Annotated in this window: 15 protein-coding genes; 6 read left to right on the top strand and 9 right to left on the bottom strand. The window is 61.2% G+C overall.

The window, feature by feature from the left end; genetic code table 11:
* Positions 1-16 precede the first annotated feature (16 nt).
* The 6 genes from BW967_RS05850 to xdhA are packed head-to-tail and all read right to left on the bottom strand — an operon-like array spanning position 17 to position 8141.
* Positions 17-946, bottom strand: a complete 930-nt coding sequence (locus BW967_RS05850; RefSeq protein ID WP_076484123.1) for an ABC transporter permease — start codon at positions 944-946, stop codon at positions 17-19.
* Positions 943-2022, bottom strand: a complete 1080-nt coding sequence (locus tag BW967_RS05845; RefSeq protein ID WP_076484122.1) for an ABC transporter permease — start codon at positions 2020-2022, stop codon at positions 943-945. Before BW967_RS05845 ends, BW967_RS05850 begins: the two co-directional genes overlap by 4 nt.
* Positions 2019-3536: an ABC transporter ATP-binding protein gene (locus tag BW967_RS05840; RefSeq protein ID WP_076484265.1), complete on the bottom strand. Its 1518-nt coding sequence runs from the start codon at positions 3534-3536 to the stop codon at positions 2019-2021. Before BW967_RS05840 ends, BW967_RS05845 begins: the two co-directional genes overlap by 4 nt.
* Entirely contained in the window at positions 3533-4471 is a 939-nt protein-coding gene (gene xdhC, locus BW967_RS05835) for a xanthine dehydrogenase accessory protein XdhC (protein ID WP_076484121.1), read from the bottom strand. Before xdhC ends, BW967_RS05840 begins: the two co-directional genes overlap by 4 nt.
* Complete coding sequence (xdhB, locus tag BW967_RS05830; RefSeq protein WP_076484120.1) at positions 4468-6756, bottom strand: xanthine dehydrogenase molybdopterin binding subunit; 2289 nt, start codon at positions 6754-6756, stop codon at positions 4468-4470. The genes xdhC and xdhB overlap by 4 nt, the downstream gene beginning before the upstream one ends.
* Positions 6753-8141 carry a xanthine dehydrogenase small subunit gene (xdhA, locus tag BW967_RS05825; protein ID WP_076484119.1) on the bottom strand — a complete coding sequence of 463 codons (1389 nt, stop codon included), beginning with the start codon at positions 8139-8141 and terminating at the stop codon, positions 6753-6755. The genes xdhB and xdhA overlap by 4 nt, the downstream gene beginning before the upstream one ends.
* A 204-nt stretch (positions 8142-8345) precedes the next feature.
* Between xdhA and dnaE the strand changes: the two genes are divergently transcribed.
* Positions 8346-11855: a DNA polymerase III subunit alpha gene (gene dnaE, locus BW967_RS05820; RefSeq protein ID WP_076484118.1), complete on the top strand. Its 3510-nt coding sequence runs from the start codon at positions 8346-8348 to the stop codon at positions 11853-11855.
* Between the two features lie 2 nt (positions 11856-11857).
* Here dnaE and BW967_RS05815 read toward each other — a convergent pair whose 3' ends face one another.
* Both BW967_RS05815 and BW967_RS05810 read right to left on the bottom strand, forming a co-directional pair.
* Positions 11858-12931 carry an AbrB family transcriptional regulator gene (locus BW967_RS05815; RefSeq protein WP_175610421.1) on the bottom strand — a complete coding sequence of 358 codons (1074 nt, stop codon included), beginning with the start codon at positions 12929-12931 and terminating at the stop codon, positions 11858-11860.
* Positions 12932-12976: 45 nt separating this feature from the next.
* Positions 12977-13183 (bottom strand): SlyX family protein, encoded by a 207-nt coding sequence (locus BW967_RS05810; protein WP_076484117.1) that lies wholly within the window; start codon positions 13181-13183, stop codon positions 12977-12979.
* 86 nt (positions 13184-13269) lie between these two features.
* Here BW967_RS05810 and BW967_RS05805 point away from each other — a divergent pair, with 86 nt between their 5' ends.
* The 5 genes from BW967_RS05805 to BW967_RS18850 all read left to right on the top strand — a co-directional run bounded on the left by BW967_RS05805 (position 13270) and on the right by BW967_RS18850 (position 18149).
* Complete coding sequence (locus BW967_RS05805; protein WP_076484116.1) at positions 13270-13608, top strand: hypothetical protein; 339 nt, start codon at positions 13270-13272, stop codon at positions 13606-13608.
* A 70-nt stretch (positions 13609-13678) separates the two neighbouring features.
* A complete protein-coding gene (gene hisS, locus BW967_RS05800) occupies positions 13679-15178 on the top strand; it encodes a histidine--tRNA ligase (RefSeq protein ID WP_076484115.1) in 1500 nt (499 codons plus the stop codon).
* On the top strand, positions 15178-16251 hold the full coding sequence (locus BW967_RS05795; protein WP_076484114.1) for an ATP phosphoribosyltransferase regulatory subunit: 1074 nt from the start codon (positions 15178-15180) through the stop codon (positions 16249-16251). Before hisS ends, BW967_RS05795 begins: the two co-directional genes overlap by 1 nt.
* Positions 16248-16955 carry an ATP phosphoribosyltransferase gene (gene hisG, locus BW967_RS05790; protein ID WP_076484113.1) on the top strand — a complete coding sequence of 236 codons (708 nt, stop codon included), beginning with the start codon at positions 16248-16250 and terminating at the stop codon, positions 16953-16955. The genes BW967_RS05795 and hisG overlap by 4 nt, the downstream gene beginning before the upstream one ends.
* Before the next feature lie 99 nt (positions 16956-17054).
* Positions 17055-18149, top strand: a complete 1095-nt coding sequence (locus BW967_RS18850; protein WP_217696372.1) for a lysophospholipase — start codon at positions 17055-17057, stop codon at positions 18147-18149.
* Here BW967_RS18850 and BW967_RS05780 read toward each other — a convergent pair.
* Complete coding sequence (locus tag BW967_RS05780; RefSeq protein WP_076484112.1) at positions 18146-19084, bottom strand: 2-hydroxyacid dehydrogenase; 939 nt, start codon at positions 19082-19084, stop codon at positions 18146-18148. The two genes, BW967_RS18850 and BW967_RS05780, sit on opposite strands and share 4 nt — an antisense overlap.
* Positions 19085-19089: the final 5 nt, after the last annotated feature.

The following is a 19089-nucleotide window of genomic DNA, read 5'->3' as shown; positions in this document are numbered from 1 at the left end:
AGGCGGGGTTTGTGCCTCAGTTGGAGGCGTGGAACGACCGCCCCAGCGCCGCCGGCGCGGCCGGGGCTCCGTGGCGGTGGGTGGCAGACAAAATCACCAGCACAAGCACGGTGATGACATAAGGGGCCATCGACAGAAGGTGAACCGGGATCGCATAGCCCGCGGCCTGAAGCTGGAGTTGCAGCGCGGTGATGCCGCCAAAGAGGTAAGCTCCAATCAGCACCCGCTCAGGCTTCCAGCTGGCAAAGACCACGATGGCCAGCGCAATCCAGCCCGCGCCAGCGGTCATGCCCTCGGTCCATTGCGGCACGCGCACAAGGCTGAGGTAAGCCCCCCCCATGCCCGCAAGCGCGCCCCCAAAGGCCAGCGCTGCAAACCGCACGGCAATCACCCGATAGCCAAGCGCATGGGCGGCATCGTGGTTTTCGCCCACGGCGCGAATGATCAGCCCCATGCGGGAGTATTTGAGAAAAGCCCAAGTCACCGCGACAAGGATCAGCGAGAGATAAACCACCCAGTCATGGTGGAAGAGGATCGGGCCAAGCACTGGCATATCGCTTAAGGGGCCAAGGTCGATCTTGGTGGTGGGCGGCGGACGAATGCCCTCAAACCCTTTGCCAAAAAGCGCCGAAAGCCCCAAGCCAAAAAGCGTGAGCGCAAGGCCCGTGGCGGTTTGGTTCGAGAGCAAAATCTGAGTGAGCAGCGCAAACAGGCTGGCCAAAAGCGCCCCGGCAATCGCCCCGCCGATAAAGCCCAAAACGGGGCTGCCGGTGGTGACTGCGGTGGCAAAACCGGCGACCGCGCCCAAGATCATCATACCTTCCACGCCAAGGTTCAGCACACCCGCCTTTTCGGCCACAAGCTCGCCCGTGGCCGCCAGCAACACCGGTGTTGATGCCGCCATCAAAGCAGCAATCAGGGTGACGATATCAATGCCGCCGATCATGCGCGCGCCCTCCCGAGGCGAAGACGGTAATGCGTGAGCAGGTCGAATCCCAAGAGGAAAAACAAAAGCATCCCTTGGAACACCTGAATCGCCGCTGTGGGCAGGCCCAACATCAGCTGCGCCATGTCCCCGCCAATGTAGGTGAGCGCCATCAAAAGCCCGGCCAGCAAGATGCCCACCGCATTGAGGCGCCCAAGAAAGGCGACGATGATCGCGGTGAAGCCATAGCCCGCGTTGAAACTATCGGTGATTTGCCCGTTGGGCCCGGCAACCTCGAAAAGCCCCGCCAAGCCCGCGAACGCGCCTGAAAGGCCAAGGCAGAACATCACCAGTTTTGCGGGCACAACGCCCGCAAACCGCGCGGCCCGTGGGGCCTCGCCTGCCGTGCGGATGCGAAAGCCCGCGATATGGCGTTGCATCAGCACATAAGTGGCAATCACCGCCAAAAATGCCGCCACCACGCCCCAATGCATGCCGGTGCCGGCGATCAGTTCGGGGTTATGGGCAGAAGGATATTGTTGCAGGTTGCGCGAGCCGGGAAAGCCGTAGCCGTCCGGGTTTTTGAGCGGGCCAAAGGCGGCATAAGCCAAAAAGTTCTGCGCCACATAGACGAGCATCAGGGAAACAAGAATTTCGGAGGTGCCAAAAGCGGTTTTCAAAAGCGCCGGGATCATCCCCCAAAGCCAGCCGCCAAGCGCGCCCGCCACCACCATCGCCGGGAACAGCAAGTGGCTTTCCGCCGGATAGGCCGCAAGCGCAACAGAGGCCCCCGCGAGCGCCCCCATGATATACTGGCCCTCGGCCCCAATGTTCCAGATGCCCGCACGAAAGCCCACCGCAAGCCCCGAGGCGATCAAGATCAGCGGGCCCGCTTTCACCAGCAATTGGCCCCGGAAATAGGCCGCATTCGGGCCAAAGAGCGGATCATAAAAGATCACCTTGATCGCGGCGATCGGGTCTTTGCCCAAAGCGGCAAAGAGAATTCCCCCCGCCACCATCGTGGCAAACACGGCCAAAAGCGGCGTGGCATAGGCCCAAAATTGCGACGGCGTGGGGCGTTTGACGAGGGTGATCATCGTGCCGCCTCCTGCATCCCATGCGCGCCGCCGAGCATCAGGCCAATTTCTTCCATGCTAAGCCCTTCGGTCGGGCGCGGGGCGGAAAGTCGCCCCTCGTTCAAGGCACAGAAGCGGTCGGATATTTCCATAAGTTCATCAAGGTCTTGGCTGATTACGATCACCGCCGCCCCCTTGGAGGCAAGATCAAGAAGCGATTGCCGGATCGAGGCGGCGGCGGCTGCATCCACCCCCCATGTGGGTTGGTTCACCACCAACACTTCGGGCGCTTGCAATACCTCGCGGCCAATCACGAATTTCTGCAAATTGCCGCCTGAGAGCGCGCGCGCGGCCACATGCGGCCCCGGTGTGCGCACGTCAAAGCCCGATATGATCTCTTCGGCAAAGCGCTTCGCCGCGCCCATGTTCAAAAATCCATTGCGGGTAAGCGGGCGGCGCACGGTCCCGGTGAGGATCGCGTTTTCCGTTAGGCTCAGGTTTGGCACAGCGGCATGGCCGAGCCGTTCTTCCGGCGCAGCCAGAAGCCCCAAACGGCGCCGGTCATTCGGCCCCAAATCGGCAATGTCTTGGCCATGGAGGCTGACCGTGCCGGGGGCAGAGGGGCTTTCACCTGAAAGGGTAGAAAGGAGCTCTTCCTGCCCGTTGCCCGCGACACCGCCAATGCCGAGCACCTCGCCCGCAGCCAAGGTGAAAGACACATCTTTCAGCGCCGGGCCAAATTGGCTCATGGGCGCGAGATTGAGATGCGCGACCTCAAAGATTTTTGCGCCAAGTTTGCGGCCTGCGCGGTCGGTCGCGGCAAACTCGCCGCCCACCATCAGTTCTGCCAATTCGCGGGCCGAATTTTCGCGCGGGGTGCAACTGGCGACCACCTTGCCGCCGCGCAAGATTGTGGCGCTGTCGCAGAGGCTGCGAATTTCCTCAAGCTTATGGGAAATATAAAGGATCGCCGTGCCTTCGGCGGCGAGCTTGCGCAACGTGCCAAACAGAATTTCCACCTCTTGCGGCGTCAGCACAGAGGTGGGCTCGTCCATGATCAGGAGCTTCGGGTCTTGCAAAAGACAGCGAATGATCTCGACCCGTTGCCGTTCGCCTGCCGACAAATCGCCGACCGTGCGCGCGGGATCAAGCGGCAGGCCATAGGCGGTGGAAATCTCATGGATGCGGGTGGAGAGCGCGCGCATGGGCGGCGGGTTTTCCATCCCCAAAGCCACATTTTCCGCCACGCGCAGCGCTTCAAATAGCGAAAAATGCTGGAACACCATCGCCACGCCAGCGGCGCGGGCGGCGCGGGGTTCGGGCGGCGTGTAGGGCGCGCCTTGGAACTGCATCGTTCCGGCATCGGGCTTCACAAGGCCATAGATCATCTTGACCAGTGTGGATTTGCCCGCGCCATTTTCCCCCAAAAGCGCGTGAACTTCCCCCGGTGCGACCTGAAAGCCGACCCCGTCATTTGCCACGACGCCCGGATAGGCCTTCGTCAGCCCTTCGATCTTGAGCAATGCTCCCGTCACCCGGTGCATCCTTCTTTTGCGGCCGTTCCGGCTCTGATGTTGCGTTCTCTCAGTAGCGCGGCGGCGACCGAAATCGCAATGGCCTGTGGTGCCTTTCCGAGCAAAGGGTCGCCTATCGGGCAGGCAATGCGCGATATTTGGGCGGAAGAATGGCCAAGTTCCGTAAGGCGCCGCTGAAATCTTGACCATTTGGTCTGCGAGCCAATCAGCCCGCAGCCCGCGAATCCCCTGCCCAAAATGTGGTGGCAAAGTTCCAAATCGAGCGCATGGGAAAAGGTGACGATCAGGTGCCGGGCCTGCGGCGGGGCGAGGCTTACCAGATCAGCGGGGTTTTCCGCGATGAGGGGCGTGACGTTGGGCGGCAGCGTGTCGGGGAACCGTTCCGCCCCGGTATCGGCCCAAGAGATCGCCCAATCGGGCAGGGGGGAAAGCACGTTGACAAGCGCACGCCCGACATGGCCTGCGCCCCAAATCCAAAGCGGGTCGGGCGGCGGGGCGATTGGCTCAATCAGCCAGCCCTCGCGCAACACGGGGGCGGTAAGTGCGCCGCGCCGCGCTTCGGCCAAGGCTTGGCGGACGGCCAAGGGCATATCTGGCGCGCCACCAAAAGGGCGGGCGAAGGCGGGGCCGTCGATTTTGGCAAGTGTTTCGGCGTGTACGGGCTCAAACGCCAAGGTCACAGCGCCCCCACAGCATTGCCCCATATCTGGCCCCAGCGCGAAACGCTCCACTTTCGGCGCGCGCAGGCCGCGCGCGCGGGCAATCGCTTCATATTCCAGTGTGCCGCCGCCAATCGTGCCCTGCGTCTGATCGGCCCAAACCAGCATTTCCGCCCCCGGTTCGCGCGGGGCGGAGCCTTTGACCTCTATCACCAAAACCCGCACGAACGGGCCACGCTTGGTGGCCTCAGTCAAAAGGTCAAGCCGTATGCTCATGTCCGCCCCTCGGCCCGGTGGACGGCGGCCAAGACCGCTTCAGGTGTGGCGGGGGCTTGCAGGTCGGGCCAATGCGGCCCGCAAGCGGCGCAAGCCTCCCCCAGCGCCAAAAAGGCTGAAATACCAAGCATGAACGGCGGTTCTCCCACCGCTTTGGATCGAAAGATTGTATCTTCGCGGTTGGGAGCATCGTGCAGCGCCACGTTGAAGATGCGTGGCCGATCTGAACAGGCGGGGATTTTGTAGGTCGAGGGCGCATGGGTCATCAGTCGCCCTTTGTCATCCCACACGAGTTCCTCGGTCGTGAGCCAGCCCGCGCCCTGCACATAGGCGCCCTCAACCTGCCCAATATCGAGCGCGGGGTTCAGGCTTGCGCCAGCATCATGCAAAATATCCGCCCGCAAAATGCGGTTTTCGCCGGTGAGCGTGTCAATCACCACCTCTGTCACTGCCGCGCCATAGGCAAAGTAAAGGAAGGGCCGCCCCCGGCCCGCGACCCGGTCCCACGAGATTTTCGGCGTTGCGTAAAACCCTGTGGCCGAAAGCGAAATCCGCGCCTGATAGGCCGCTGAAATGACCTCCGCAAAAGGCCAAGACTTGCCTGCGGCCTGCACCGCATCACCTTCAAAAATTACCGTTTCTGGTGCGCAGCCTTCCCGCGCGGCCAAGAAATCAGCCAGCCGCCCGCGCAAGGTTTCGCACGCCGCTTTCACCGCCATCCCGTTCATATCCGCGCCGGACGAGGCCGCCGTGGCCGAGGTGTTGGGCACTTTTGCGGTATCGGTGGCGGTGATCCGCACGGTTTCAGGCGCAACACCCAAAACCGCACTTGCCACCTGCACCATTTTGCGATGCAGCCCTTGGCCCATTTCGGTGCCACCGTGATTGAGCGCGATGGAGCCATCGGAATAGATCTGCACCAAGGCACCCGCTTGGTTGAGATGGGTCAGCGTGAAGGAGATGCCAAATTTAACGGGTGAAAGCGCGATCCCCCGCTTCAATGTTGGATTTGTGCTATTCCAATCCGCTATTTCGGCTTTTCGAGCCACATAATTGCTGGATTTTTGTAGCGCCTCGATCATCTCATGAAGCTGAAAATCATCAACTTCTTGGCCGTAATGGGTGGTTTGAACGGGCGCGGAGCCGGGGTGCACGTAGAAATTGCGCCGCCGCAATTCTGCGGGCTCTAAACCAATGACGCGGGCGAGATGATCCATCGCCCGCTCCATCCCTAACATGCCTTGCGGCCCGCCAAAGCCCCGAAAAGCTGTGGCGGATTGGGTATTGGTGCGCAGTCGATGGCTTTCAATCCGCAGCGCGGGCACGAAATAGGAACTGTCGGCATGCAGCATCGCGCGGTCACAAACCGGTAGGCTCAGGTCTGGCGCCCAACCGCAACGCGCCAGTTGCACAAAGTCGGCGCCCACAAGCTTGCCATCCGCATCGGCGCCAATCCGGTAACGGATGCGGAAATCATGCCGCTTGCCGGTGATGGTCATGTCATCATCGCGGTCATAGCGCATTTTGCACGGCCGCCCGGTGGCGCGTGCGGCCACGGCACAAGCAATCGCCAGATGGTTGCCTTGGCTTTCCTTGCCGCCAAAGCCGCCGCCCATGCGCCGCATCTCGACCCGCACATCGTGGAACGCGAGCCCAAGCGCATGGGCCACTTTGTGTTGGATTTCAGAGGGATGCTGGGTGGAACAATGCACCGTCACGCCCTCTTCGCCGGGCAGCGCGAGGGCCGCTTGGCCTTCAAGGTAGAAATGCTCTTGCCCGCCCATCTCAAACGCGCCTTCGGCAATATGCACGGCCGTTGCCAAGGCGGTGTCTACATCGCCGCGCGCCCAAGTGACGGGGCCGCCCTCAAACCAACTCTCGGCCGCAAGCGCTTGATCAATCGTCAGAATGGGCTCTTTGGGCGCATAGGTGATGCCTGCTTTACGCGCCGCAATGCGCGCTGCGCGGTGGCTGGTGGCGGCGACCAGAAAGACCGGTTGGCCAAGGTAATGCACCGTTCCCTCGGCCAAAACGGGCTCCGGTTCGGGCGCGGGGGAGGCGTCATTGGCATGCGGTAGATCTGCGGCGGTGAACACGGCCACCACGCCGGGGCTTTGCCGCACGGGGTCTAGGTCGAGCGCGGTGATCGTGGCCGAGGCTTCGGTCGACAGCCCAAAGGCTAAATGAAGCGTATCGGCAGGGCAGGGGATGTCATCCAAGTAGCGGGCCTGCCCGGTCACATGCAGCCGAGCGGAGTCATGGGGGAGCGGCTTGCCAACACTCATGGCGTCACCTCCAGAACCGAAACGGCAGCGCCCGAACGTTCGCGGCTGTAGCGCAAGGCCATCGCCTGCGCGGCATTCATGCGGTAGGCTGCCGAGGCGCGCATATCGCTCATGGGGGTGAAATCCTGCTCAAGTACGGGCAGCGCGGCGGCAAAGCTTTCTTCTGTGAAAGGTTGGTCGATCAAGGCGTTTTCAAAAGCCGTGGCGCGCTTCGGCACCCCTGCCATGCCGCCGAAGGCAACGCGTGCACTTTCAATAATCGAACCTTCAACCGTGATATTGAAGCAGCCACAGACGGCAGAGATGTCTTGATCGAACCTTTTGCTCAGTTTGTAACAGGCCAGATCTGGGGCGGCATTGGGCAGCGTAACGCTTTCTACAAATTCCCCCGGCAACCGATCTTGTTTGCGATAATCGAGGAAGAAATCCTCAAGCGGCATGTTCCGGCGCACGTTCCCACGGCGCAGGGTAAGGCTCGCCCCCATCGCGATCAGCGCGGGCGGGCCATCGCTGATGGGCGAGCCATTCGCGATATTGCCGCCAATCGTCGCCACCTGCCGCACTTGTTCAGAGGCAAAGCGGCGCAAGAGCCCGGCCAAGGCCGGATGCGGGCCCTCGGCCCACGCGCGCAGCGCGGCGATGGTGACGCCAGCGCCGATTTCATAGCCGACATCCGTTTCACGGATTTGCGCCAAGTCCCTGCAATGGCTCAAGAACACGACTTCGGGCAGGTCGCGCAACTGCTTGGTGACCCAAAGCGCCACATCGGTGCCACCAGCAACCAAGGTCGCATCCGGGTGGGCTTCATACCAATCGGCCAGCTCATCTACGGATTGCGGCAAAAAGGCAGGGTCTTTCTGCCCCGGCAACCCCGAAGATATTTGTGCAAAATCAAAGTTGAGATCGCCTTGCATCCACGCCGGCACCGGCGCTTCCGCCGCCGCATCCGCCGCGCGAATGATCGGCGCATAGCCCGTGCAACGGCACAGGTTCCCGGCCAAAAGATCATCGTAATCTGTGCGCCGGTTCGTATGCGCGGCGGCCATTGAAGTGATGAACCCCGGCGTGCAAAACCCACATTGGCTGCCGTGATGGTCGATCATCGCCTGTTGTACCGGGTGCAGCTCCCCTTGTAGACTAGCCACACCTTCCACCGTGCGCAGGGCCTTGCCCGCCAATTGCGGCATCATCATTAGGCAGGCATTCACCGCGCGAGGACCGGTTTCATCGGTCACAATCACCGTGCAGGCGCCGCAATCGCCCTCGTTGCAGCCCTCTTTCGTTCCGGTCAGCCCCTCTGCGCGCAGCCAATCCAGCACGCTTTGCACGGGGGTCTTAACCGTCACCCGGCGGGTTTCTCCGTTGAGAAGAAACGCGATTTCCATGACATGTTCCGCCGCGATACCTGATTTTCGCCTCCCCGCTCGATGCGGCGTAGAACGGGGGCGCTCCCATCGGGCTAGCTTTGCCGATGGAAAACGGGGTGGCAAGGTTTTCGGCCCCTGAACTGGCGTATATTGCACCACATGGTCAGAAAATGGGCAGTCAAACCCCTTCCGCTTGCCCCGCCCGCCGCCTAATCTGCGGCTATGACGAAGCCCCGATTCATTCACCTGCGCGTGCACACCCAATATTCGCTGCTTGAGGGCGCGGTGCCGGTGAAGACGCTGATCAAGATGTGCGATGGCATGAATATGCCCGCCGTTGCCGTGACCGACACGAACGTGATGTTCTCGGCGCTCGAATTTTCTGTTTTGGCGCAAGGGGCGGGGTTGCAGCCGATTGTGGGCTGTCAGGTCTCAGTCAATTATGACCCTGCCGCGCCGGGTGAAAAGCCGCGGATGCCTGCGGCTGTGGTGCTGCTGTCGCAGACCGAAGCAGGCTATATGAACCTGATGAAGCTGTCTTCTTGTCTTTATGTAGACAAGCATGGGGAGTTGCCCCAAGTCACCGTCGAAGATTTGGAAACCCATTCTGACGGGTTGATTTGCCTCTCTGGCGGCGCCGATGGCCCGGTGGGCAAGCTTTTGCAGGCAGGCCAAGCCGGTAAGGCGCGGCTTTTGATGGAACGGCTCGCCAAAGCCTATCCAGATCGGCTTTATGTCGAGCTTCAGCGCCATCCGGGCGAAGGCGGCAAGCTGCCAGAGCCTGAGCGCGCCACCGAGCGGCCTTTCGTGGAAATGGCCTATGATATGGGGCTGCCGCTGGTGGCCACCAATGATGTCTATTTTCCGAAATCGAACATGTATGAGGCGCATGATGCAATGATCTGCATCGCCGAGGGCGCCTATGTGGACCAAAGCGAGCCGCGCCGCCGCCTTACGCCGCAGCATTACTTCAAATCCGAAGCCGAGATGGCTGCGCTTTTCGCCGATTTGCCGGAGGCGATTGAAAACACGGTTGAAATCGCACGCCGTTGTGCTTTTGCCACCTATAAGCGTAAGCCGATCTTGCCTAAATTTGCCGATGATGAGGTCGAAGAATTGCGCCGCCAAGCGTGGGAGGGGTTGCGCGCTCGGCTTGATGTGATCCCCCATGCGGTGCCGGTCTCTGAATATGAAGAAAGATTGCAATTCGAACTTGGCATCATCGAGCAAATGGGCTTCCCCGGCTACTTCCTGATCGTGGCCGACTTTATCAAATGGGGGAAGGCGCAGGGCATTCCGGTCGGGCCGGGGCGGGGCTCTGGTGCGGGCTCTCTGGTGGCCTATGCGCTTACCATCACGGACCTTGACCCGCTGCGCTACAGTCTCCTGTTCGAACGGTTCTTGAACCCCGAGCGGGTCTCGATGCCGGACTTCGATATCGACTTTTGCATGGACCGCCGCGAAGAGGTGATCCGTTATGTGCAGGAGAAATATGGCCGCGATAAGGTTGGCCAGATCATCACATTTGGTGCGCTTTTGTCCAAAGCTGCGGTGCGTGACGTGGGCCGCGTGTTGCAAATGTCCTATGGGCATGTCGACAAGCTTTCCAAAATGATCCCCGTTGAAGGGGTGAAACCGGTCAGCATTGAAAAGGCTTTGGCCGATGAGCCGCGCCTGCGCGAGGCCGCAAAGGCCGAAGAGGTCGTGCAGCGGCTTTTGAACTATGCCCAAGCGATTGAGGGGCTGTTGCGCAACGCCTCCACCCACGCGGCGGGGGTGGTGATCGGGGACCGGCCCTTAGATGAGTTGGTGCCGCTTTATCAAGACCCGCGGTCTGACATGCCTGCGACCCAGTTCAACATGAAATGGGTCGAGCAGGCGGGCTTGGTGAAGTTCGACTTTTTGGGCCTGAAAACGCTCACCGTGATCCAAAACGCGGTGAACCTGATCTTGAAGTCAAACCGGCCGCTGCATGTGAGTGCCTCGGGCGAAACGCTTTATACCCCTGCCGAGGGGGCCGAGAACCAGATCAACGCGATTCCGATCGACGACGCAAAGACTTACGCGCTTTACGCGGGGGCCAAAACGGTTGCCGTCTTCCAGGTGGAATCGACGGGGATGATGGATGCGCTGCGGCGCATGAAGCCCACCTGTATCGAAGATATTGTGGCACTTGTGGCGCTTTATCGCCCCGGCCCGATGGAAAATATTCCCACCTATTGTGAGGTGAAGCACGGGGTTCGGGAACTCGAAAGCCTGCATCCGACGATTGACCCCATCCTGAAAGAGACACAGGGCATCATCGTTTATCAGGAACAGGTGATGCAGATCGCGCAGGTCATGGCGGGCTATAGCCTTGGCGGCGCGGACCTGCTGCGCCGCGCGATGGGGAAAAAGATCGCCGAAGAAATGGCGAAAGAGCGCCCGAAATTTATTGAGGGCGCCAAGGCGACGCACAATATTGATGCAAAAAAGGCGGGCGAAGTCTTTGACTTGCTTGAGAAGTTTGCGAACTACGGTTTCAACAAATCGCACGCGGCAGCCTATGCGATTGTGTCTTATCAAACCGCTTGGCTAAAGGCGAACCACCCGGTGGAGTTCATGGCGGGGGTCATGAACTGCGATATTCACCTGACCGACAAGCTTGCCGTTTATACCGCCGAGACGCGGCGGGGGCTGGGCATCGAGGTGGTGCCGCCTTGCGTGAACCGCTCGCTCGCCACCTTTGATGTGGTCGATCAAAAGTTGATCTATGCGCTGGGAGCGCTCAAAAACGTCGGTGTTGATGCGATGAAGTTGATCGTGGCGGCGCGAGAAGATCAGCCGTTCCGTGACCTTACGGATTTTGCGCGGCGCTGTGATCTGAAACGCATTGGCAAGCGGCCGCTCGAGATGTTGGCGCGGGCGGGGGCCTTTGATCAACTCGATCCGAACCGCAAGCGCGTGTTTGAAAGCCTTGAAGGGTTGATGGCATGGTCGGGCGCGGTGGCAGAGGCCAAAGCCTCGGCTCAGGTGTCGCTTTTTGGCGAAGCGGGCGATGATTTGCCGCCGCCGCGCATGGCCGATACCGACGATTGGCTGCCCGGCGAACGGCTGGCGGAGGAACACAAGGCGATTGGCTTTTATCTTTCAGGTCACCCGCTTGATGACTACCTTCCCGCGCTCAAACGCAAAAAAGTGCTGACGCTGGCGGATGTGACTGCCAAAGCGATCAATGTTGGGCCGTTTGTGGGCAAGATCGCGGGGCAGGTCGCGGCACGGTCCGAGCGCAAGTCGGCCAAGGGCAACCGCTTTGCCTTTGTATCGCTTTCCGACCCGACCGGCCCTTATGAGGTGACAGTTTTCTCTGATACGCTTGAGGCCTGCCGCAGCCATTTGGAGCCGGGGCAAGCGGTGGTGCTCACCGTTAAGGTCGATGTTGAAGGCGAAACGGTGAAGATGCTGTGCAATGCCGCGACGCCGATCGACCAAGTGGCGGCGGAAAGTGATGGCAGTTCGGGGTTGCTCATTCACCTAGAAACGCCCGAGGCGGTGACTTCGGTTGCAGCACTTTTCGAACGCATTCTGGCCGAAGGGCGGGTGAAATCGCGCGGTCCGGTGACATTTTCCGTCTTCGACCTTGAAAAACGCTGCCGCTACCAAATTGCTGCGGGGCGTGATCTGCCGGTCAACCCGCAGGTCAAAGGCGCGTTGCGGAGCCTGCGCGGTGTGGTGCAGGTGGAAGAGGTCTAGCCCTATTTGGCGAGCCGTGGCGCCAAGGCGCGCGCGGCGGCCACGGCCAAAACAATGCGCAAAGCGTGATGCGCGGTCACAAAGACCGCGCTGAGTTGCAGCGACAGCGCCACAAGCGACATTTCCACCAGCCCGCCCGGTGCAAAGGCGAGGAATACGGCGGAGATAGGCTCATCCACCCAACGCGCGAGGGCGAAAGCAAAGATCGCCGCCAGCCCAATTGAGATCGAGGTCGAAAGCCCCGCCAGCCGTAAGGCGAGCCAAAATCGACGCAATTCCATCCCCGCGAAGCGCACGCCAAGCGAGGTGCCGATGATGAGTTGCGTCAGCGCCACAAGCCAGCCCGGTGGGGCCCCTTGGGCCAGCCCAGACAAATGCACCAGTGCGGAAATCAGGATCGGCCCGGTGACCATGCCGCCCGGAATTTTGAGCCGCCAGCCGATCAGCCCGCCCGTGACGCCTGCGCCCAAAAGCCAAAGCAAATCAATGGCTCCCGGTTGCGTGCGGCTCATGCTCGCCCCGCCCGCAGAGCCCACGGCATGGCCCGAAAGGGCCGTGAAGAAGAGCGGCACCGCGATCAGCGTGGTGATCAGGCGCAGAAATTGCAGCATCGTCAGCATGCGCGCATCGCCGCCCATTTCCTCGCCCATCTGCACCGTTTCAATCAGCCCGCCGGGGGCTGCGCCGAAAAAAGCGGTGATCGGGTCCAGAGTGCCGGTGGCGCGAAGCGCGCGAAAGCTCAGGTAATGCGCGAGCGGAATAAAGAGGCATAAGGCAGCGAGCGAGGGCAACCACGCCACCGCGCCGCGCAGGATTTCCGGCGTGAACGAGGCGCCAATCGCCACCCCAATCACCGGAATGAAGAAAAGTCGCAGCTTGGCGGGGAATTGCACCGCGCGCCCAAGGGGTTTGAGCCCGGCGAGTGCCGCCGTTCCCACCGCTAAAAGCGAGCCCACGAGCATTGGCAGCGGCAGATGCAGCGCTTTAGCCACAAAGCCGCCCACCGTGCCAAGGGCCAGCGTGGCTACAAGGCTTGCAGGGTGCAGATCAGGTGTAAACCGTGGGATCGGGCGCATAAGGCCTTCTAAGCGCATGCGGCGTGATGCCGCAAGCGCTTGCGCTTACCAATGCGGCGGCTTTTGATCGGCCAAGGGGATTTGTCCGCCCGCTGTAAATTCGCGCTCCGCCTCGCGCTCCATCAGCAGGCCCGTCAACCGGGTCAGGCGGTCCAATTCGCGGCCTTGGCGTGCAACGACCTCGCTCAACTCATCCAGCATCTTGGCCTGATGGGCCAGCATCTCTTCTAAACGGGTGGTGTCTTGCGCCATGTCGGATCTCCTTGACCCATCTCATAGCGCGCTGCGCGCCGATATGCCACGGCTTGGCCACGGGAACGCAGATTTGGGAGGAGAAGATGCGCAAATCCCTTACGATCACGGCAGCCTTCGCTTTGGCCGCCGGGGTGGCTACAGCGCTTTGGGCTTATTCGGGTGAGCAATATGTTGTGTGCAACCTCAACCCCAACGGCGATAACTGGTTGGCACTGAAGGCTGGGCCCAATATCAATTCCAAGCGGCTGATGAAATTGGGGCCCGGCACTTTCCTTGAAACATGGTCGCCTGATCCGGTTGGCGCGTGGCGTGAAGTGACCGTGATGCGCGACATCAACGATTGGCACGGCAATGGCCCGCATGGCTGGGTGCATGTGAACTATATTTGCTATGTCGATTGGCGCGGGAAATCGGGCGGCTAGCGCCCGGGCCGCTTGCCCGTCTGGCCTTTACCCGCTAGACCCTCGCGCAGGAAATCAACGGGTAAAGACCATGGCCAAGGATAAAAAACCTCGTCGTCCGCGCGCCGAGACCCCGAAAGGGTTCCGCGATTATTTCGGCGCTGAGGTGACCGAGCGGGCGCAGATGCTCTCACAGATTGCCGAGGTCTATCGCGCGCATGGGTTTGAGGCGCTTGAAACCTCTGCCGTGGAAACGGTTGAGGCTTTGGGGAAGTTCTTGCCCGATGTGGATCGCCCGAATGAAGGGGTCTTTGCTTGGCAAGATGAGGGCGGCGATTGGCTGGCGCTGCGCTATGACATGACCGCCCCCTTGGCCCGTGTGGCGGCGCAGTTCCGCAACGATCTGCCCTCGCCCTATCGGCGCTATACGATGGGTCCGGTCTGGCGCAACGAAAAGCCCGGTCCGGGGCGGTTTCGGCAGTTTTATCAATGTGATGCTGACACGGTTGGCGCGTCTTCCGTGGCCGCGGATGCCGAGATTTGCGGCATGTTGGCGGACGCCTTGGAAGCCGTGGGGATTGAGCGCGGCGATTACATCGTGCGGGTCAACAACCGCAAAGTGTTGAACGGCGTGATGGAAGTCGCGGGGGTTCTCGACCCGACCGATCCTGAGAAATTTGCCGAGGAGCGCGGCATTGTGCTGCGCGCGATCGATAAGTTTGACAAATTCGGCGAAGAGGGCGTGCGCGCGCTGATGGGCAAGGGGCGGATGGATGCCTCGGGCGATTTTACCAAAGGCGCGGGGCTTTCGGATGCGCAAGCCGATGTGGTGATGGGCTTCATGAACGCCAAGCGCGACACGGGCGCGGAAACCGCGGCGCGGTTGCGTGAATTGGTGGCAGGCTCGGATCTGGGCGCGCAGGGCGTGGATGAGCTTGAATATATTGCGCAAATTCTTGAGGCCCAAGGCTATGGCCCGGATCGGATTGTGATCGACCCCTCCGTTGTGCGCGGTCTTGGCTATTATACCGGCCCGGTGTTTGAAGCCGAACTGACCTTTGAAATTTTGGACGAAAAGGGCCGCAAGCGCAGCTTTGGCTCGGTCGCGGGTGGCGGGCGTTATGACGACCTTGTCAAACGCTTTACCGGGCAAGAAGTGCCGGCGACGGGCGTTTCGATCGGGGTGGACCGACTGCTGGCCGCGCTGCGCGCGAAGGGCCGGATTGGCGGCGAGGCCGCTGGCCCCGTTGTGGTGACGGTGATGGACCGCGACCGGATGGGTGATTACCTTGCGATGGCCTCGGAGTTGCGTCGCGCGGGCATCCGGGCGGAAGTCTATCTGGGCAACCCGAAAAACTTCGGCAACCAGCTTAAATATGCGGATAAACGGCAAAGCCCGGTTGCGGTGATCCAAGGGGCTGACGAGGCTGAACGTGGCGTGGTTCAGATCAAGGATCTGGTCTTGGGCGCGAAGATCGCGGCCTCCGCTTCTGTTGAAGAATGGAAATCCCAACCCGCGCAATTTGAGGTTCCTCTGGCTCATATGGTTGCAAAAGTGCAAGAGATCCTTGCCCGCAACGGGGGCAACTGATGGCCGGAAAAGCGCAATCGCGGGCCGTGGGGCAGCACATTTTTGCGGCCTTTGAGGCGGCAGGGGCCACCGAAGTCACGCCCGACATCTTGCAGCCCGCCGAGGCGCTTTTGGACCTTTACGGCGAGGATATTCGCGCCCGCGCCTATGTGACGACGGACCCGCTGCATGGCGAGATGATGCTGCGCCCTGACTTCACTGTGCCGGTGGTGCAAGCGCATATGGCCGAAGGCGCAGAACCTGCGCGCTATGCCTATATGGGCGAGGTGTTCCGTAAGCAGGACCATCGCGGCACCGCACGAGTGGCTGAGTATTTCCAAGCGGGCTATGAGGTCTTTGACCGCACCGACCCGGAAGCCGCGGATGCCGAGGTCTTTGCGCTTTTTGCCGGGGTGCTGAAGCCACTCGATCTGAATGCCACCATTGGCGACATTGGGCTTTTGCGGGCGGCGGTCGAGGGGCTCGACACGCTGCCCGCCCGCAAAGCCGCGCTTTCGCGCCATATTTGGCGCCCAAAGCGGTTCCATCAGTTGTTGCAACGCTATGCGGGGCTGAGCCCAGTGCCGGAAAGTCGTGTCGCGCTTCTTTCTGGTGCGGCGCAAAGCGGAGCGCCGTGGATCGGCCTGCGCAGCGCCGAAGAAATGGCCGCGCGGATCGCAACGCTCAAAGCCGATGCTGAAACTGCGTCGATTGCGGCCGAAGATGTGGCGCGGCTTGATGCGTTGTTTGCGCTGCGTTGCACCGCGGACCGCGCCCCGGCGATGCTCGCGGATCTCGGCATTGCGGCTTTGAGCCCCGCGATTGAACGGTTGGAAAAACGTCTCGCCGCGCTGGATGCCAAAGGCATTGACCTGACCGCGCTCGCCTTCGAGGCAAGCCACGGTCGCGCGACGATGGAATATTACGATGGTTTTGTGTTCAGCTTTGAAGCCGCCGATCCGGCGCTGCCCCCCGTTGCCTCGGGCGGGCGCTATGATGCGCTGACCCGCGTTTTGGGCGGCGGGCGTGAAATTCCGGCGGTGGGCGGCGTCATTCGCCCCGGCCTCGTCGCCGATTTGGGGGGGCTGTCATGAGCGCGATCAAGCTGGGCGTGCCTTCCAAAGGGCGGCTGATGGAGCAGTGCTTTGGTTGGTTTGCCGACCGGGGGTTGACCCTGCGCCGCACCGGGTCCGAGCGGGAATATGCGGGCGCCGTTGAAGGCGCGGAGGCCGTGGAACTGGTGCTGCTGTCGGCGGGGGAAATCCCGCGCGAATTGGCAGCGGGGCGGATTCATTTGGGCGTTACTGGGTCGGACCTTGTGCGCGAAAAGCTGGCCGATTGGGAAACGCAGGTCTGCGACCTTGCGCCGATGGGCTTTGGCCATGCCGATCTTATCATTGCTGTGCCCGCCTGTTGGGATGATGTCGACACGCTCGAAGACCTCGATGCCGTGGCCCATGCATTTCGTGCCGCGCATGGTCATCGGCTGCGGATTGCCACGAAATATCATCGGCTTCTGCGCGAGTTCCTGACGCGCGAGGGCGTGGCGGATTGGCAGTCGGTCGATAGCCAAGGCGCGACCGAGGGCACGGTGAAAAACCTCACCGCCGAGGCGGTAGCCGATATTACCTCTTCGGGGGAAACGCTGCGGGCGAACCACCTGAAGATCTTGTCGGATGGGTTGATCCATCAATCTCAAGCCACGCTTTTTGCATCGCGCGGCGCGGATTGGGGCGGGCTTGAGAGGCCCTTTGCCAAGCTGTGCGCGCAATTGGGCGTGGACCTGCCTACGCTGTAAGCGAAGGTTGTAAGCGGGCAGTGTCACGCAACTATTGCTTGACCCAGTTGGGGCGGGCCGCATTTCATGGGGAGAGCCCCAGCGAAAGAGGCCCGCGCCATGTCCCAGCTTTTCAGCATTCTGCGCACCACCCTTGCCGCCTATAAAGAGGCCACGCTTTGCCGCCTTGTCGGGCGCTGGCGACCAAAGCCTCCCGCTGCGCCGAGCTATAATTACAGCTCGGAAACCTTCACCGTGGAGCGGTTCGGGGATTGTCAAAAAGGCAGCTACATAGAGGTTTACCGCCCCGATACGCCTTGGCGCGATTCGCAGGGGCGGATGCGGGCGGTGATCTTTTTGCATGGCTTCGTGCTTGGTGCGTCGCAAATCTACCGCGCGCATCTGGAGCATCTGGTGAAACAGGGCACGACCGTGTTTTTCCCCAATTTCCAAACCGGCTTTTGTAGCTTCCCCGATACCGGGTTGATGACCTTGGCCGAGCTTTTGGATGAGGTGATAGGAGAGGGACGCCCGTCACAAGAAAAGTGGCTACAAAACGCTTTGGAGAGTGTGGCCGGGGCGTATGCACGCTGTGGTTTTGGTCCGGGGACGGAGGTCGATACCTATGTCTATGGCCATTCGCTTGGGGGGCTCTTTGCGCTGAGCTGGCCCTATTATGTGCAGGCGGGCGGTTATCCGGCGCAATTGATGCCGCTGCAAGTGTTGACAGCTGATCCGATCCCGAGCGGAACGACCACCGCCAAGGCGCAGGCGCCAATGCAACTTGGCGCGGCACTGGCGCGCACGCAAAGCGATGTTGATTTGCAAGTGACCGGGGCGGCGTTGACGATGCCGGTGGCCATTTTGCACGGGGCGGATGATTGGATCGTGCCGAAGGAGCATTGGCAGGCCCCCTTTGGCTGGATCGCAACGCCGCACAAGAAAATGTTTCTGTCGCAAAGCGATAGGCATGGCTGCCCGGGGCTTTTCGCGAACCACGAACAAGCCACCGATGATACAAGCTTTTTCCGCCCGTGGCTGGCCACGCTGTTGCTGGATGGTGTGGGCAGCGTTGATACGTTGGATTACGCCTACCTATGGCGTGGGCTGGATCAGGTGGTCGCCCAAGGCGTTCGTGCAGACCAGCTCACCTTCGATATGGGGCAATGGTCCGACGGTCGCGCGGTCGCACCGATCCTGCCCTATCTGCCTTAATAGCCGCGCCCGCGCTCGACCAAATGTAGCGGCTCCTCACCTGCCTCAAAACGGCGGATATTCTCGGCGATTACCCGTGCAGCAGAGGCGGGGCGGGTTTCGGCGGCAATATGCGGGGTCACGGTGACCTTTGGATGCGCCCAATAGGGATGCTCGGGCGGCAAAGGCTCTACCCGAAACACATCCAGTGTGGCATGAGCGATCTGGCCCGCATCAAGCGCTGCCAAAAGCGCGTCGTCATCAATCAGATTGCCACGCCCGGGGTTGAGGATCACCGCGCCTTTGGGCATCAGCGCCAGTGTTTCGGCATTCAGCAGATCGGTTGTTTCTCGCGTATTGGGCAGCACGGTAATAAGGATTTCCGCTTTACTTAGCGCGTCGCGCAACCCTTCGGGGCCAGAGAGGCAGGTGACACCGGGCAGCGCCTTTTGTGTGCGGCTCCAGCCTGTCACGTTAAATCCAAGTCCTGCCAGCGTGGTCGCACAGGCCCCGCCCAAGGCGCCAATCCCCAAAATCACCACGGATCGGTCGCGGGCGAGGGGGGGCACATGGCCTTGGTGATGCCAGAGGCCATCTTGGTGGGTGAGGAAGAAATCAATATCCAAATGTGCGCGCAGCACATGGCCCGTGACCCATTCGATCATGCCGCGTTCTAGCCCCTCATCGACCATGCGGCACAAAGGTTGCGTCAGCGTGGCGTTGCCCACCACGCGCTCCACACCGGCCCATAAGTTCATCACCGCTTTGGTGTTGGTATAGGCGGTGAAGTCCTGCACCGGGCCAAGGGGCGAATAGATGATGTAATCGACGCTGGCCGGATCAACTGGTGGCAGCAGAATCTGCGCCGCGATACCGGCCTCGGAGAGCACCGCCTTCAGCGCGGGCTCATAGGCGGGCCAGTTTTCGATCCGATCGGCGAAGAGAAGGGTGAGCATTGGGG

Origin of the sequence: Rhodobacter aestuarii (genome assembly GCF_900156655.1) — a bacterium.
Lineage (GTDB): Bacteria > Pseudomonadota > Alphaproteobacteria > Rhodobacterales > Rhodobacteraceae > Rhodobacter > Rhodobacter aestuarii.
The sequence above is the reverse complement of the archived record's forward strand: the minus strand, read 5'-3'. Positions and strand labels throughout refer to the sequence as shown.

Bases quoted from the DNA above. Each gene is read 5' to 3' on its own strand.
- BW967_RS05805 (WP_076484116.1), top strand. From the start codon at position 13,270: ATGCGCAAATCCCTTACGATCACGGCAGCCTTCGCTTTGGCCGCCGGG.
- hisS (WP_076484115.1), top strand. From the start codon at position 13,679: ATGGCCAAGGATAAAAAACCTCGTCGTCCGCGCGCCGAGACCCCGAAA.
- BW967_RS05815 (WP_175610421.1), bottom strand. From the start codon at position 12,931: ATGCGCCCGATCCCACGGTTTACACCTGATCTGCACCCTGCAAGCCTT.
- xdhC (WP_076484121.1), bottom strand. From the start codon at position 4,471: ATGAGCATACGGCTTGACCTTTTGACTGAGGCCACCAAGCGTGGCCCG.
- BW967_RS05780 (WP_076484112.1), bottom strand. From the start codon at position 19,084: ATGCTCACCCTTCTCTTCGCCGATCGGATCGAAAACTGGCCCGCCTAT.
- hisG (WP_076484113.1), top strand. From the start codon at position 16,248: ATGAGCGCGATCAAGCTGGGCGTGCCTTCCAAAGGGCGGCTGATGGAG.
- xdhB (WP_076484120.1), bottom strand. From the start codon at position 6,756: ATGAGTGTTGGCAAGCCGCTCCCCCATGACTCCGCTCGGCTGCATGTG.
- dnaE (WP_076484118.1), top strand. From the start codon at position 8,346: ATGACGAAGCCCCGATTCATTCACCTGCGCGTGCACACCCAATATTCG.
- BW967_RS18850 (WP_217696372.1), top strand. From the start codon at position 17,055: ATGTCCCAGCTTTTCAGCATTCTGCGCACCACCCTTGCCGCCTATAAA.
- BW967_RS05795 (WP_076484114.1), top strand. From the start codon at position 15,178: ATGGCCGGAAAAGCGCAATCGCGGGCCGTGGGGCAGCACATTTTTGCG.
- BW967_RS05810 (WP_076484117.1), bottom strand. From the start codon at position 13,183: ATGGCGCAAGACACCACCCGTTTAGAAGAGATGCTGGCCCATCAGGCC.
- xdhA (WP_076484119.1), bottom strand. From the start codon at position 8,141: ATGGAAATCGCGTTTCTTCTCAACGGAGAAACCCGCCGGGTGACGGTT.
- BW967_RS05845 (WP_076484122.1), bottom strand. From the start codon at position 2,022: ATGATCACCCTCGTCAAACGCCCCACGCCGTCGCAATTTTGGGCCTAT.
- BW967_RS05850 (WP_076484123.1), bottom strand. From the start codon at position 946: ATGATCGGCGGCATTGATATCGTCACCCTGATTGCTGCTTTGATGGCG.